The following is a 15,317-nucleotide window of genomic DNA, read 5'->3' on the forward strand; positions in this document are numbered from 1 at the left end:
TTTTTACTATGCATGGCCGACCCAGGTGACATCGGGCAGCTTAGTTGGCGGCTGGCAGCCGGGCCGCTTTAATCTTCTCGGCTACTTCCACCATCGGCGCCACCCAAATGTCTTTCTGATTGGCCTGGAGGTAGCGCAGCAGCTGGCGGTGCGCCGGCAGGCTCACGTTGAGACCGTGGCCGCCGCCCACGCCGTGAAACAGAAATACCAGCAGCGTGTGCGACTGCCGGGCCTGCTTCACCAGGTCGACCAGGTACTCGCCCGACTGGGCATTAATCAGGTAGCAGTCAATATTATCCAGGTCGACCTGCGCGGCCGTCTGCAGGCCGGGCATGATGCCCCGCGCCGCCACAAAATCCTGGCGCAGCTGCTCGTAGAAGTTGACCCCGCCAATCTGGCGGTCGCCGCAGGGGTAGGCAAAGGTGCGGGCCGTTTTTCCGTCAATGGCATTCAGCAGGGTGTTATTGGCCCTGATTTCGCTCACCGCCCGGCTCACGGTGTACTTGCTCAGGTCATTGTCGGGCGTTACAAAGCCCCGGCCGGGCAGGCTGCCGTCGCAGGGGTGCATCAGGGCGTGGTTGCCCAGCTCGTGCCCGTGCCGGGCGGCCTGGCGCCACTCGCCCAGCCGGTGCGCCACCGCCGGCGAAGAGCCAATTAAGTAGAACGTACCCCGCAGCCGGGCCGAGTCGAGCGCCGGCACCACGTTGTCGAGGTCCACGTCGATGGCATCGTCGTAGGTCAGCACTACCGCGCACTGCTTATTGTTCCACACGCTGGGCGCCTGGGCATAAGCAGCCGGGCCGCCCAGTAGCAGCGCGGCGGCGTAGCGTAACGTTCGGGTAAGTTTCATCGGATAAGGCTGGCCGGCTTTGCACAAGCGGCCGGCCAGCGCAAGTTTAAGCCGAAAAAGCCGCTAACCCAGGTACGCCATATCCTCCGGCGTGAGCTGAATAGCGGCCGCGGCCAGGTTTTCGCGCAAATGCGCCAGCGACGACGTGCCCGGTATCGGCAACAGCACCGGCGACTTGTGCAGCAGCCAGGCAATGTTCAGCTGGGCGGTGGTTACCCCGCGCTGCCGGGCCAGCTCGGCCAGCTTGTCGCCCGACTTGGGCAGGCCGTGGATGAGCGAGAAAAACGGCACCAGCGGAATGCCGTGCTGCTCGCACAGCGCCAGCACTTCTTCGCCGCCCCGGGTTTCGCCGTGGGCGTCGTGCAGGGTGGTGCGCTGGGCGTAGCCGTACATGTTTTCCACGGTAGCGATTTCGCCCATCCGCAAGCCGGTTTCCAGCTCTTCGCGGCTCACGTTGCTCAGGCCTACGTGCTGAATCTTACCTTCTTTCTGCATCTCAAACATGGCCCCCAGCTGCTCTTCCAGCGGCACGGCGCTGTGCCCCATCAGCCGCAGATGCACCAGCTGCACCTGCTCCTGGCGCAGGGTGCGCAAGTTGTTTTCAATGCTGGTGCGCAGGTTGGCGGGCGTATTGAAAGGCACCCAGCTGGCATCGGGCCGGCGGGTGGCGCCCACTTTCGTGCAGATTACCAGGTCGGTGGAGTAGGGGTGCAGCGCCTCGAAAATCAGGCGGTTCGTCACGTCGTCGCCGTAGTAATCGGCCGTGTCGAGAAAATTAACGCCGCTGGCCACGGCCGTTTTCAGAATTTCGAGCGCCTGCGGGCGGTCGGCCGGCTCGCCCCATATCTGCGGCCCGGTGAGGCGCATGGTGCCATAGCCAAGGCGGTTGACGGTGAGCGGCTGGGCCGAGTTGGGGGCAATGGTAATGGTCATGAACTGCTGCTTGAGAAAGTGGAAAAGCCTGCCCGGCGGCCGGAAGCCGTTCGGTTAAAGCTGGTAGTGCGAGCGGCATATCTACCGCTTCGACCCGTGGAAAGTTTGCCCCGGTCGGGCTGGCTAGCAAGCATAAGTAAGGCTTTCTTACAAAGCTTTTGCTGGCTACCAAAGCGGAAGGCATCGTTACAAGCCGCATTTATCTCCGTACTTGCTGCCCAATGAGCGCCCTGGTTGCGGGTAGGCGTGTTTCTGGCAGTAGGCGAGCCGGAAGCGGCGGCCCGGCCGGCGCATTACCCTATTCCTGAATTTTCCCTGCTGCTATGCATTTCTCCTCCCTGGCCCTGGCTGCGCTGGCTACGGTCAGCCTCGCTGCGCTGCCCTCCGATACGCTGCCCGCGGCCGTGTACCATGCGCCGGCGCCGGCAAAGCCCGGCCGCACGCTTACCACCCAGCAGGTGCTGAAAGGCAGCACCCTCGACCTGAAAGAGCTGGAAATAACGACCGTGCTGCTACCCGCCGGCCAGGCCAGCCGCCCCCGGCCGGCCACTGCCGAAGAGGTGCTGATTGTGCAGGAAGGCCAGCTGGCCGTAACGCTGCACGACTCTACCAAAACCCTGAGCCCCGGCGGGCTGCTGCTGACAATGGCCGGTGAGCAGCCCGCGCTGCGCAATGCCAGCGCCGCGCCGGTGCGCTACTGGTGCCTGAAATTCACTTCGGTTGACGGGGTCGATGCGGCGCGGGGCCAGGCCGGGGGCGGCTCCTGGCTGCGCGACTGGCCGGCCCTGCCGCTCACCAAAACCGAGAAGGGCGAAACCCGGCCGGTGTTCAACCGGCCCACCTCGATGTTTCCGCGCTTCGACGTGCACGCTACCGTGCTCAATCCGGGCCGGGCCAGCCACCTGCCGCACACGCACCGCGCCGAAGAGCTTATTCTGATGACCCAGGGCAACGGCCAGATGCTGATTGACAAAACCTCATACCCGGCCGCGGCCGGCGACGTAATAGTAATGCGCGCCAACGTGCCCCACGCATTTACCAATACCAGCCAGGCCCCGGTGGGCTACTTCGCCATCCAGTGGCACAGCAAAGCTGAGCTGGAAAGCAAGCCGCCTAAGTAAGCTGGCCCTAGCCCAGCTGCTCCTGAAACGCGGCCAGAAACTGCCCCACGTGGTAGCCATCGGCCAGGCCGTGGTGCACGTTGATGGCCACCGGCATCAGGGTAGCCGCGCCTTCGGTATAGGTCTGGCCCACCGAAATCTTGGGGCAGCTGTCGGGGTAGCTGAAGCTGCGGGCGTGAGTGAGGCCCGTGAAGCGCGCCCACGGAATAGCCGAAAAGTGAATCACGTCGGGCCGGCTCGTGGTGTCGCTCAGGCGCAGGCCCTGGCTGGCCTGCACGGCCGCGATTTCGGCCAGCGCGCCGGGTATAAAATCGGCCAGCTCGCGGTGCTGCTCGATAAAGGAAAACCCGAACGTGTGGTCGGCCCGCCCAATGGTAGCCGAGGCATGGATGCGGTCGTAGCAGTACACCTGCCCCTCCTCGATGCGGTAGCGCAAGGCCTCTACCTGGTTAACTGCCTGCAAGGCCCGGTGCAGATAATATAGAAAAAAGGGTATGCTTTGCCGCTTGGCTTCGGCCAGCGCGCGGGTGCAGTCGACGGTGGCTACCAGCCCAAAAAACGGCTCTTCAAACCGGGAGAAAAACTCGAAATGCTCGCGCCGGTTCCAGCTGGCCAGGTCAATTTGGTGTTTCATTTTGCTTATTTCTACCTGCAAAGAACGGCATGCGGCGCCCTGCGCAGCATCGTCACAGAGTTGTTGCACGAGCTCCGCAATGCGTGCAGACTGCCTTGCGGGGCTGCGCATGCCGTTCTTTGAATGAAAAAAGCCGTGCCTATTCCTTTGCTCATTGCCTTCGACGCCGACGATACCCTCTGGCCCAACCAGCCGCACTTCGACCGGGTAGAGGCCACGTTTTTCAGTATCCTGGCCCGCTGCGGCGACCCTGCTGCGCTTCATGCCCGGCTCTACGCCATTCAGCGGCACAACATGCAGTACTACGGCTACGGGGCCAAAGCCCTGACGCTCTCGATGATAGAAACTGCCATTCAGCTAACCAACGGCGCCGTGACGGCCACCGAGATGCAGCAGATTCTTGACCTGGGCAAGGAGCTGCTGCGCTTCCCCATCGAGCTGCTACCGGGCGTGGCCGAGGTGCTGCCGGCCCTGCGCCAGCGCGGCCATCACCTCATGCTGCTCACCAAAGGCGACCTGTTTGACCAGGAAGCCAAGCTGGCCCGCTCGGGCCTCGGCGAGCTGTTCGACCACGTCGAAATTGTGAGCGAGAAAGACCCGGCCACCTACCGCCGTCTCTTCCGGCGCTACCGGGCCACGCCCGAAAGCTTCGTGATGATTGGCAACTCGCTCAAATCCGACATTGTGCCCGTGGCTGGCCTCGGCTACCGCGCCATCCACGTGCCCTACCACGCCAACTGGATTCACGAGCACGTGCCCGAGGCCGAGCTGGCCGGCGTGCAGTTTGAGCAAGTGGCCAGCCTGGCCGAGGTGCTGGCGCTACTTCCGTAATAGCTTTTGAAGGCTATACTATAAGTAGCTACTAGTGAAAATAATTAACGATAAGTATGGTTTGTACTGGCGCGAGTTTAGGCGAAGCCGTAACTCGTGCCTTTTCTCGTGCGGAGGCTGTGCCTCCACTGCCGCGCCAGCGGCAAGGCGGAACCGCGCCGATAGCTTCGTGCTACTACGTCGTTCTATGGGAGGCACAGCTTCCCCCGAAAAACTGGCACGAGTTACGGCTGCGCCTAAACTCGCGCCAGCATAAGCCAGTAATATTTGGTGCTAGCCAAGCGGTACTTTAGCCGCTGCATGAGTGAGAAATATAAAATCCAGGCTTCCCAACAGCTTTATTTTGTCAGCTTTGCTACCATCCAATGGATTGATGTATTTACGCGCCGGCTCTACAACGATATTTTCGTGGATAGCCTGCGCTACTGTCAGCAGCACAAAGGCTTGGAAATCTACGCGTGGTGCCTGATGACCAACCACGCGCACCTCATTATCAGCAGCGAAGCCGAGAACCTCTCCGGCATCCTGCGCGACCTGAAGCGGCACACGGCCAAGGAGTTGCTCCGTGCTATTGAGGAAAACGGCCAGGAAAGCCGCCGCGACTGGATGCTCAGGATGTTTGCCCGCGCTGGCCAACAGAACAGTCACAACACGCACTATCAGTTCTGGCAGCAAAGCAATCATCCTATCGAACTGCACTCCAACGACCTACAGCGGCAACGGCTAGCCTACTTACACCGCAATCCGGTCGTGGCTGGCTTTGTAGATGAGCCCGAAGATTTCCTGTATAGCAGCGCCCGTAATTACGCCGACCGCCCCGGCCTGTTGAAAGTGTTGCTAATTGAATAATCAGCCTGTCATTACCCTAACAACTTCACTGGCACGAGTTTAGGCGAAGCCGTAACTCGTGCCAGTTTTTCGGGGGAGGCTGTGCCTCCCATAGAACGAGTCGTTTCTAGGTTTATACTGGCCCGGTCGCCGCTTGCCGCTGGCGCGGCAGTGGAGGTGTAACCTCCACGGTAAGAAAAGGCACGAGTTACGGCTGCGCCTAAACTCGCGCCAGTCTAGAATTAGAAGTTTTTTAAATCTAATAGAAATTCGTACAATACAGCTAAACCGTATGTGCCGCGTTCTCCATAATCTTCGATTGACTTAACCTGCCCATTAGCATAATTTACAGTTAAATTGATGCTTGGGAAATCACTTGCATCGATACTATAATGGTTGTTCAGTTTCAGCGGGTTTATTGCGGCTAGTAAAGAAGTAAGATACGAGAGTTCTGATTTCGACATGATAAGCTTATAATCGCCAATTTTACTAACATTCTGAATGCCCTTGTAGCTCACCGAACCATCTTTATTAATAAAAAGCTGAAAAACTGGGCAAGTGCCGAAGCACTCTGTCGTGGAAAATTTCACAGATTCGATAGCTAGTTGCGCTGGATGCTTCGCGTAAATCATTTGCTTATTATTCTGCACAAATATTGTGTCGTGTCCGGTGCTATAAACAGCATAATGGCCTGGTCTAACATCTTGCGGTCGGAGCATCTTTTGAACTAGGGTATTTATCACCAGATAACTCTTACCTAAAGCTAGATAAATATCATAGGAGGCATCCCCATTATGACCATAGCTAACAGGGATTACAATATCAACCTTAGTATAATGATTGCCCTCGCTAGCAATAATAAATAGTTCACGTTGATTATCTCGTTTCCCTTTGGCAACAGTAGCAGAAACAAGTAAGTCATTCTTGCCATCGTGGTTAAAATCTTTTTTAAGCCAATATGAAGGACGGATTGGCTGCACAGCATTAGTATCTCGTATGATAATATTTACTGGGTTGAGCGCAATCTCCTTGTAATGATACCGGCGTTTTAAATAGGCTTCCACATCAGCCTTGCTTTGCAAAGTGTCTATTTGAGCCAAGACAAAAAAATGCTGTAGGATTAGGGCTAGCAGAAAGAAGTATCTCATATAGCTAAGTGCTTTAAAATGAAAAAGGAAGCTGTCCGCTAAGGACAGCTTCCTTCTAGATGCCAAAGTTTGCCAAATTACATATTCCGCCGATACTGCCCGCCGACCTCAAACAGCGCGTTCGTAATTTGACCTAGGGAGCAGGTTTTCACCGTTTCCATTAGCTCGGCGAAGAGGTTGCCATTCTGCACCGCTACCCGCTGCAACTGCTTCAACGCGGCCGGGCTCGCCTCGGCGTTGCGGGCGTGCAGGGCTTCGAGCATCGTAATCTGGTACTGCTTTTCCTCCTCCGTGGCGCGGATGACTTCGGCCGGGATGACCGTGGGCGAGCCCTTGGACGAGAGGAAGGTATTGACGCCGATAATCGGGTATTCGCCGGTGTGTTTCAGCATCTCGTAGTGCAGGCTTTCCTCCTGGATTTTGCCGCGCTGGTACATGGTTTCCATGGCGCCGAGCACGCCGCCGCGCTCCGTGATGCGGTCAAATTCGAGCAGCACCGCTTCTTCCACCAGGTCGGTCAGCTCCTCGATGATGAAGGAGCCTTGCAGCGGGTTCTCGTTTTTGGCCAGCCCCAACTCGCGGTTGATGATGAGCTGAATGGCCATGGCCCGGCGCACGCTTTCCTCGGTGGGCGTAGTGATGGCCTCGTCGTAGGCGTTGGTATGCAGCGAGTTGCAGTTGTCGTAGATGGCGTAGAGCGCCTGCAACGTGGTGCGGATGTCGTTGAAGTCGATTTCCTGGGCGTGCAGCGAGCGGCCCGAGGTCTGGATGTGGTACTTCAACATCTGGCTGCGGGCGTTGGCGCCGTACTTCAGCTTCATGGCCTTGGCCCAGATGCGGCGCGCCACCCGCCCAATCACGGCGTACTCGGGGTCGATGCCGTTGGAGAAGAAGAACGACAGGTTGGGCGCGAAGTCATTGATGTGCATGCCCCGGCTCACGTAATATTCTACGAAGGTGAAGCCGTTGGAGAGCGTAAGCGCCAGCTGGGTAATCGGGTTGGCCCCGGCCTCGGCAATGTGGTAGCCCGAGATGCTGACCGAGTAGAAGTTACGCACCGCGTTGCGGATGAAATACTCCTGCACGTCGCCCATGAGCCGCAACGCAAACTCGGTGCTGAAAATGCAGGTGTTCTGGGCCTGGTCTTCCTTCAGAATATCGGCCTGCACGGTGCCGCGCACCTGGGTGAGGGTCTTGGCCTTGATGTGCTGGTACACGTCGGCGGGCAGCACGTCTTCGCCGGTCACGCCCAGCAGCAGCAGGCCCAGGCCGTTGTTGCCCTCGGGCAGCTCGCCCTGGTAGCGGGGGCGGGGCTGCTTTTTAGCGGCAAAAAGCTGGTCGATTTTGGCATCCACCTCCGCTTCGAGGCCATGCTGGTGAATGTACTTCTCGCAGTTCTGGTCGATGGCCGCGTTCATGAAAAACGCCGCCAGCGTGGCCGCCGGGCCATTTATCGTCATGCTCACCGAGGTGGCCGGGTGCGAGAGGTCGAAGCCCGAGTAGAGCTTTTTGGCGTCGTCGAGGCAGGCGATGCTCACGCCCGCGTTGCCAATCTTGCCGTAGATGTCGGGCCGGTGGTCGGGGTCTTCGCCGTAGAGCGTCACCGAGTCGAAGGCCGTGCTCAGGCGCTTGGCGGGCAGGCCCTTGCTCACGTAGTGGAAGCGCCGGTTGGTGCGCTCCGGCCCGCCTTCGCCCGCAAACATGCGGGTAGGGTCTTCGCCCTCGCGCTTAAATGGAAACACGCCCGCCGTGTATGGAAACTCGCCGGGGAAATTCTCCTGCATGGCCCAGCGCAGGCGGTCGCCCCAGCCCAGGTAGCGCGGCACGGCCACCTTGGGTATCTCGTTGCCCGACAGCGAGGTAGTGTGCGTTTTAACGCGAATCTCCTTGTCGCGCACCTGGTACACGTACTCGGGGTTGCGGTAGTTTTGCAGGGTGTTCTCCCAGTTTTCCAGTATGGTCTGGGCATCGGCGTCCAGCCGGCGCAGGGCCTTGTCTTTCTCCTTGGCAAACTCGCCCACCATGCTGTCCGACGAGTGCTTCACGTCGCGGTAGTATTCTTCCAGCTTGGCAAAGGCGCCGGCCACTTCGGCCATGTTCACCTGCTCGCGCACGCGCTGGTCGTAGGAGCGGTTGGTTTCGGCAATCTCGGAGAGGTAGCGCGTCCGGTGGGGTGGAATAATATATACTTTTTCAGATATCTCGCCGCTGGTTTCCAGGTGCGAGGCGAACTGCGCGCCCGTCTTTTCCTCCAGCGTGTGCAGAATGGCGCGGTAGAGCCGGTTCATGCCGGGGTCGTTGAACTGCGAGGCGATGGTGCCAAAAACCGGCATTTCCTCCAGCGGCGAATCCCAGCGCTGGTGGTTGCGCTGGTACTGCTTGCGCACGTCGCGCAGGGCGTCGAGGCCACCGCGCTTGTCGAACTTGTTGAGCGCGATAACGTCGGCAAAGTCCAGCATGTCAATCTTTTCGAGCTGCGTGGCCGCCCCGTACTCGGGCGTCATCACGTAGAGGCTCACGTCGGAGTGCTCGATGATTTCGGTATCGCTCTGCCCGATGCCGCTGGTTTCCAGAATGATGAGGTCAAAATCGGCCGCCCGCACCACGTCTACCGCGTCCTGCACGTAGCGGCTGAGGGCGAGGTTGCTCTGGCGCGTGGCCAGCGAGCGCATGTACACTCTGGGGCTGTTGATGGCGTTCATCCGGATGCGGTCGCCGAGCAGCGCGCCGCCGGTTTTGCGCTTGCTGGGGTCTACTGAGATGATGGCCAGCGTCTTGTCGGGGAAGTCGAGCAGGAAGCGCCGCACCAGCTCATCAACCAGACTCGACTTGCCCGCGCCGCCCGTGCCCGTGATGCCCAGGATGGGTGCGCCCTGCTTCGCACCCGGCGCCAGGAGCTGCGTATCGTCGTTTTCCTGCTGCTGAAAGTCGGTAATCAGCTGGCCTTTCACCCGCTCAAACTCCTCGGGGAAGTTCTCGGCGGCTGAAATCAGGCGGCCAATGCTGCGGGCATCTTTCTCCTTGACGTGCGTTACCTCGCCGTTGAGGTGCTGGCCGGTGGGGAAGTCGCTCTTTTCCAGCAGGTCGTTAATCATGCCTTGCAGGCCCATCGAGCGGCCATCATCGGGCGAGTAGAGGCGGGTGATGCCGTAGCCTTGCAGCTCGGCAATCTCGGTAGGCAGAATAACGCCGCCGCCGCCGCCAAATATCTTGATGTGGCCCGCGCCGCGCTCCTTCAAGAGGTCAAACATGTACTTGAAATACTCGTTGTGCCCGCCCTGGTAGCTGGTAATGGCAATGGCCTGGGCATCTTCCTGAATGGCGCAGTCCACGATTTCCTGCACCGAGCGGTTGTGCCCCAGGTGAATAACCTCCGCGCCGCTGCTCTGAATGATGCGGCGCATGATATTGATGGCCGCGTCGTGGCCATCAAACAGCGCGGCGGCCGTAACGATGCGAACGTGGTTTTTAGGCTTGTACGGGGCAACGGGGGCGGGATGCATAGGGCAGTAGCGCGGACTTTTAGTCCGCGACCGTAAGAGTGGAAAACGTACGCGAAGGTACGAAAAAGCCCCGGCGAGGTCGGCCGGGGCAGGCCGCGTTGGTTAGTAGTGCGAACAGAGGTGACGCTGCCATAGCTGCATGGCTCCTTGCCGGGGCGTCGCCGGGTATTCTTCGAGTAGTAGAAAGCTGCTTTTACGCAGTACCTGCTGGGCGGCCAGGTTGCTGGCGGCAGTCAGCGCCCGTGCTTCCGGGCGGCCAAATAGGCTGGTGGTGTGTGCCAGCAACTGGTGAAATGCTTCGAGGCCATAGCCTTGCTGGCGAAAGGGCGCAGCCAGCGACATGCCGACGACGCAGGGGGCAGGCTGGTCGTTAATTATCTCGTGGTTAAGCTCATATAAGTGCAGTACGCCAATAGCCTGCTCGTCAGAACGGCGGCGCACGAGCCAGTCGCAGGCCCCGTGCTTCCTGGAAAACCGTAATTCCGTGAGCAATGCCACCGCATACATTTCCAGCGCACTCCGTTCCTTAAAGCGCGCATCAACGAATGGGGACGGGTCGCCCGCGAAGAGGGTTAAATAAATTGGAAAATTTAGCCAGTCTACCAGTTCGTAAGTGAGCCGGGCGGAGGAGGCAAGGCTTTGATAAGGAAAGGTAAAAGCCAAAGAGTTAGCCGTCTGCCGTAATAACCAGCGCTGGAATACGTGTTGCGTTGCAGGTAGGAGACCAGAAAGGTTAACAGACTGCCAATCGGGCGTAAAGAGTGACATAGCGCAAGTTTCTGGTCCGAGTACATAATGGTTGGTACGAGTTGCCGGGGTTGAGCCGGCCGTCCGCATTTTAGCAGAACAAGCGGCGCCAGCGACGAGCGGACAGCCGGCCAAAAAGCCGGCAGCCCACCCGGTACACCGATTTTGGAAACGGCGCTAAACGGCTAAAACTAAACAAAAAATACCCCTGTGCCGTCGCACAGGGGTATTTTTTGTCAAAAAAGCTCCGGTTATTACCCCTTCACTGCCTGCGCGCCGGTTTCAGCCACGGCGTGGTCGTCTTCCACGGTGCTGCCCGACACCCCGATAGCCCCGATAACCGTGCCGCTGCCATCCTTGATGGGCAGGCCGCCGGGGAAGGTGATGAGGCCACCGTTGGAGTGCTCAATATTATAGAGCGGGCCGCCGGGCTGCGAAAGGCCGCCGATAGCGCTGGTAGGCATATCGAAGAAGCGGGCCGTCTTGGCTTTCTTAATGGAAATGTCGAGCGAGCCCAGCCAGGCATCGTCCATGCGGGCGAAGGCCACGAGGTTGGCCCCGGCATCAACGATGGCGATATTCATTTTTACGCCCATCGCGAGCGATTTCTGGTGCGCGGCCTGAATGGCGGCCTGCGCTTGAGCAAGGGTGATACCCATAAGGAAAGATAGGAAAAAGAAGATGAATGATAGACCTCCCGGCTCCTAACTAGCAGGCTGGGCTATCTGTTTGACACCGGCTACTCACTAACCGGGCAAAAGCGGAATTATAGTCCCGCCAGATGGGCCTGCAAGCTAAGTGCTCCTTGTTCAGTAAATAAGCCTAATGCACCGCCACCGGCCCACCCAGCGCCAGCCGCCAGGCCAGCAATCCCAGCAGGGCCAGGCCGGCCAGCACCCACGATACGCGGGTGGGGCTGGGTAGCACCTTCTTAAAGGTGAACGACTCCTCGGCTACTCCCTGCGCCAGCGGAATAAGCAGCAGCCCCATGGTGCCAAAGCGCAGCACTTCGTTCAGGCCCAGGTGCGGAATTGCCGCTACGGCCAGCAGGACCGAGCCCGCCAGCCACGGCCCCAGAATAGTGTAGCGTACCAGCAGGGGCCGGTGGTCGAATTGCAGCACCGTGCGCGAGTCCTGGGCCAGTAAAAATGGAATAGCCGCCGCCGACCCCAGCGCAAGCTGCACCGCCCCAAAAAGTAGCCCCAGCACTGTGCTGGGCCAGGTACCCGCCCCCAGCAGCCAGTTGGGCACAAACCACGAGCCCGACTGCGTGATGGTATCGGCCAGCAGGCCGCCGAGTATAGCGTTTGTGGCATGGAAGATAAGCCACAGCAGCAGAAGCTTGGCCAGGCCCCGGCGGTGGCGCTGCCACTTCCAGAAGAGCAGGAAAGCCACCACCGCCATGCCGCCGATGGCGGCCGGCCCGGGGCCGTACACGGCCAGCACGGTATCGCGCCGCCAGCCGCTATCGGCCAGCATAAAGTGCACGCCGCTCACGTCCCAGGTGCCTGGAATGCCCGCCTGTCGGCCCATATATACCAGGGTAGCCTGGCTTACCAGCCGCACCACCAGGTAGGCCAGCAGGTAGCAGGCAGTGGCATTGATAAACACCGTCGTAAACTTGCTGCGCGTAGCCCGCGCTACGGGCTTGGGGGCGGTAGGAGCAGTAGGAAGCAAGGAGAAAAAGGTAAGGAGTGGAGCCAGGCTCAAACATACGCCCTCCCGCGAATTGGCCGTATCTTCGTGCTGCCAAAAACCGCCCTCCGTTGAAGAATATTCGAAATTTTTGCATCATTGCCCACATCGACCACGGCAAAAGCACCCTGGCCGACCGGCTTCTGGAGTTCACGAGCACCGTGGCCAAGCGCGACATGCAGGCCCAACTGCTCGATAACATGGACCTGGAGCGCGAGCGGGGCATCACCATCAAGAGCCACGCCATCCAGATGCAGTTTCCCTACAAAGGGGAAACCTACACGCTGAACCTGATTGACACCCCCGGCCACGTCGACTTTAGCTACGAGGTAAGCCGCAGCATCGCGGCCTGCGAGGGCGCGCTGCTGATTGTGGACGCTTCGCAGGGCATTGAAGCCCAAACAATTTCCAACCTCTACCTCGCCATCGGGGCCGACCTGGAAATCATTCCGGTACTCAACAAAATCGACCTCCCGCACGCCATGCCGGAGGAAGTGACCGACGAAATAGTGGACCTCATCGGCTGCAAGCCGGAAGACATTATCCACGCCTCAGGCAAGGCCGGCATCGGCATCGAGGCAATTTTGAACGCTATCTGCGACCGGATTCCGGCGCCGCTCGGCGACCCGAACGCGCCGCTGCAAGCCCTGATTTTCGACTCGGTCTTCAACTCGTACCGGGGCATCGAAGTACTGTTCCGCATCAAGAACGGTACCATGCGCAAAGGCGACAAGGTGAAGTTCATGGCCACGGGCAAGGAGTACGGCGCCGACGAAATCGGTATCCTGGGCCTCAACCAGGAGCCGCGCCCCGAAATGAGCGCCGGCAACGTGGGCTACCTCATCTCGGGCATCAAGGAAGCGCGGGAAGTGAAGGTGGGCGATACGATTACCCACGTCCACAACCCCACGGCCGAGGCCATCCACGGCTTTGCCGACGTGAAGCCGATGGTGTTTGCCGGCATCTACCCGGTCGATACTACCGAGTACGAAGAGCTGCGCTCCAGCATGGAAAAGCTGCAGCTCAACGACGCCTCGCTGGTGTGGGAGCCCGAAACGTCGGTGGCGCTGGGCTTCGGCTTTCGCTGCGGCTTTCTCGGCATGCTGCACATGGAAATCGTGCAGGAGCGCCTCGAGCGCGAGTTCAACATGACGGTCATCACCACCGTGCCGAGCGTGCAGTTTCACGCCATCGGCACCAAGGACCAGCAGCTCGTCATCAACGCGCCGTCCGAAATGCCGGAGCCGAACCTGATTAAGCTCATCGAGGAGCCCTACATCAAGGCGCAGATTATTACGGCGGCCGAGTACGTCGGCCCGATTATCACGCTCTGCATGGAAAAGCGCGGCATCATCAAGGGCCAGAGCTACCTGACGAGCGAGCGCGTGGAGATGAGCTTCGAGCTGCCGCTGTCGGAAATCGTGTTCGACTTCTTCGACAAGCTCAAAACCATCAGCCGGGGCTACGCCTCGCTCGACTACGAGCTGATTGGCTACCGCGAGTCGGACATGGTGAAGCTCGACGTCATGCTCAACGGTGAGAAGGTAGACGCCCTTTCGGCCATCGTGCACCGCTCCAAAAGCTACGAGTGGGGCAAGCGCCTCTGCGAGAAGCTGCGCGAGCTGCTGCCCCGCCAGATGTTCGACATCGCCATTCAGGCCAGTATCGGGCAGAAAATTATTGCCCGCGAAACCGTGAAGGCTCTGCGCAAAAACGTAATTGCCAAGTGCTACGGCGGCGACATCAGCCGCAAGCGCAAGCTGCTCGAAAAGCAGAAGGAAGGCAAAAAGCGGATGCGCTCGGTGGGCTCGGTGGAGATTCCGCAGGAAGCGTTTCTGGCGGTGCTTAAGATTGACTGATGAAAACGCGGCCCCGCAAGGGCCGCGTTTTTTTGGCGGTCAGACTGGCGAAGGAAGCATCTCGTCAGGTTGGATAGCTACCGTTATTTCCTGACAAGATGCTTCCTTCGTCAGCCTGACCGATATTTTTATTCATGACCCAAGCCACTCCCCACCTCATCGACGGCAAGCAGACCGCCGAGGACATCAAAGTTGAAATCGCCGCCGAAGTCGAGTTACTGAAGGCCGCCGGCCAAAAGGTGCCTCACCTCGCTGCCATCCTGGTGGGCCACGACGGCGGCTCCGAAACCTACGTGCGCAACAAGGTGCTGGCCTGCGAGCGCGTCGGCTTTGCCAGCACGCTGCTGCGCTTCGAAGACGACATCACCGAGGCCGCGCTGCTGGCCCAGGTGGCAGCCCTGAATGAGGACGCCGACATCGATGGCTTCATCGTGCAGCTGCCGCTGCCCAAGCATATCGACCCGGAGAAGGTGATTGAGGCCATCCGGCCGGAGAAGGACGTGGACGGCTTTCACCCCATGAACCTGGGCCGCATGGTGGCCGGGCTGCCCGCGCTGCTGCCCGCCACGCCCTCGGGCATCGTGGAGCTGATGGCCCGCCAGGGTATCAAAACCAGCGGCCAGCACTGCGTGGTTATCGGCCGCAGCAACATTGTGGGAACTCCGGTTAGCATTCTGCTGGCCAAGAACTTGGAAACCGCCAATTGCACGGTTACTTTATGCCATTCGCGCACGAAGAACCTGCCCGAAATCGTGCGGCAGGCCGATATCATCGTGGCCGCTATCGGCCGGCCCGAGTTCGTAACGGCCGACATGGTGAAGCCCGGTGCGGTAGTAATTGACGTTGGCACGACCCGCGTAACCGACGCCAACAAGAAGAGCGGCTACGCGCTGAAAGGCGATGTCAACTTCGCCGAAGTAGCGCCGCTGGCGTCGCGCATCACGCCTGTGCCGGGCGGCGTAGGCCCCATGACCATCGCCATGCTGCTGCTCAACACGCTGCGCGCTGCTAAGGGCACCGTATATCCGAAATAGTAGCGTGGACGCTGCGAGTCCGCGCGTGGGTCGTTCTACGCGCGGACTCGCAGCGTCCACGCTACGGTTCGTAAATTTGAGTGACCGTAACCCCCGGTCGCGCCCCGGGCGTTGACGTTAGTCGCGCCCTTTTT

The 15,317-nt window shown here is 59.7% G+C and carries 13 protein-coding genes; 5 read left to right on the top strand and 8 right to left on the bottom strand.

The window, feature by feature from the left end; translation table 11 throughout:
- Positions 1–40 precede the first annotated feature (40 nt).
- Positions 41–850 carry a polysaccharide deacetylase family protein gene (locus F6X24_RS11565; protein WP_151088144.1) on the bottom strand — a complete coding sequence of 270 codons (810 nt, stop codon included), beginning with the start codon at positions 848–850 and terminating at the stop codon, positions 41–43.
- A 63-nt stretch (positions 851–913) separates the two neighbouring features.
- On the bottom strand, positions 914–1,783 hold the full coding sequence (locus F6X24_RS11570) for an aldo/keto reductase (RefSeq protein WP_151088145.1): 870 nt from the start codon (positions 1,781–1,783) through the stop codon (positions 914–916).
- A 323-nt stretch (positions 1,784–2,106) separates the two neighbouring features.
- On the opposite strand from F6X24_RS11570, the gene F6X24_RS11575 reads away from it, so the two are divergent.
- Positions 2,107–2,904 carry a cupin domain-containing protein gene (locus tag F6X24_RS11575; RefSeq protein WP_151088146.1) on the top strand — a complete coding sequence of 266 codons (798 nt, stop codon included), beginning with the start codon at positions 2,107–2,109 and terminating at the stop codon, positions 2,902–2,904.
- Positions 2,905–2,911: 7 nt separating this feature from the next.
- Here F6X24_RS11575 and F6X24_RS11580 read toward each other — a convergent pair whose 3' ends face one another.
- Positions 2,912–3,538 (bottom strand): chloramphenicol acetyltransferase, encoded by a 627-nt coding sequence (locus tag F6X24_RS11580; protein ID WP_151088147.1) that lies wholly within the window; start codon positions 3,536–3,538, stop codon positions 2,912–2,914.
- Between the two features lie 135 nt (positions 3,539–3,673).
- Between F6X24_RS11580 and F6X24_RS11585 the strand changes: the two genes are divergently transcribed.
- Both F6X24_RS11585 and F6X24_RS11590 read left to right on the top strand, forming a co-directional pair.
- On the top strand, positions 3,674–4,369 hold the full coding sequence (locus tag F6X24_RS11585) for an HAD family hydrolase (RefSeq protein WP_229725064.1): 696 nt from the start codon (positions 3,674–3,676) through the stop codon (positions 4,367–4,369).
- Positions 4,370–4,669: 300 nt separating this feature from the next.
- Positions 4,670–5,218 carry an REP-associated tyrosine transposase gene (locus F6X24_RS11590; protein WP_151088149.1) on the top strand — a complete coding sequence of 183 codons (549 nt, stop codon included), beginning with the start codon at positions 4,670–4,672 and terminating at the stop codon, positions 5,216–5,218.
- A gap of 221 nt (positions 5,219–5,439) precedes the next feature.
- Here F6X24_RS11590 and F6X24_RS11595 read toward each other — a convergent pair whose 3' ends face one another.
- The 5 genes from F6X24_RS11595 to F6X24_RS11615 form a co-directional block, all read right to left on the bottom strand.
- Entirely contained in the window at positions 5,440–6,297 is an 858-nt protein-coding gene (locus F6X24_RS11595; protein ID WP_151088150.1) for a DUF6438 domain-containing protein, read from the bottom strand.
- A gap of 125 nt (positions 6,298–6,422) precedes the next feature.
- A complete protein-coding gene (locus F6X24_RS11600; protein ID WP_151088151.1) occupies positions 6,423–9,848 on the bottom strand; it encodes a methylmalonyl-CoA mutase family protein in 3,426 nt (1,141 codons plus the stop codon).
- Positions 9,849–9,950: 102 nt separating this feature from the next.
- Positions 9,951–10,616, bottom strand: a complete 666-nt coding sequence (locus F6X24_RS11605; protein ID WP_191906302.1) for a GNAT family N-acetyltransferase — start codon at positions 10,614–10,616, stop codon at positions 9,951–9,953.
- Between the two features lie 233 nt (positions 10,617–10,849).
- On the bottom strand, positions 10,850–11,254 hold the full coding sequence (locus tag F6X24_RS11610) for a GlcG/HbpS family heme-binding protein (RefSeq protein ID WP_151088153.1): 405 nt from the start codon (positions 11,252–11,254) through the stop codon (positions 10,850–10,852).
- A gap of 163 nt (positions 11,255–11,417) precedes the next feature.
- The gene (locus F6X24_RS11615) at positions 11,418–12,272 is read right to left on the bottom strand and encodes a hypothetical protein (RefSeq protein ID WP_151088154.1); all 855 of its coding nucleotides are present in this window, start codon (positions 12,270–12,272) and stop codon (positions 11,418–11,420) included.
- Positions 12,273–12,361: 89 nt separating this feature from the next.
- Here F6X24_RS11615 and lepA point away from each other — a divergent pair, with 89 nt between their 5' ends.
- Together lepA and F6X24_RS11625 are read left to right on the top strand one after the other, a co-directional pair.
- Complete coding sequence (gene lepA, locus F6X24_RS11620) at positions 12,362–14,149, top strand: translation elongation factor 4 (protein WP_151088155.1); 1,788 nt, start codon at positions 12,362–12,364, stop codon at positions 14,147–14,149.
- 134 nt (positions 14,150–14,283) lie between these two features.
- Positions 14,284–15,183, top strand: a complete 900-nt coding sequence (locus F6X24_RS11625) for a bifunctional 5,10-methylenetetrahydrofolate dehydrogenase/5,10-methenyltetrahydrofolate cyclohydrolase (protein WP_151088156.1) — start codon at positions 14,284–14,286, stop codon at positions 15,181–15,183.
- The last annotated feature ends 134 nt before the right edge of the window (positions 15,184–15,317 follow it).

Source organism: Hymenobacter baengnokdamensis (assembly GCF_008728635.1).
GTDB classification, from domain to species: domain Bacteria; phylum Bacteroidota; class Bacteroidia; order Cytophagales; family Hymenobacteraceae; genus Hymenobacter; species Hymenobacter baengnokdamensis.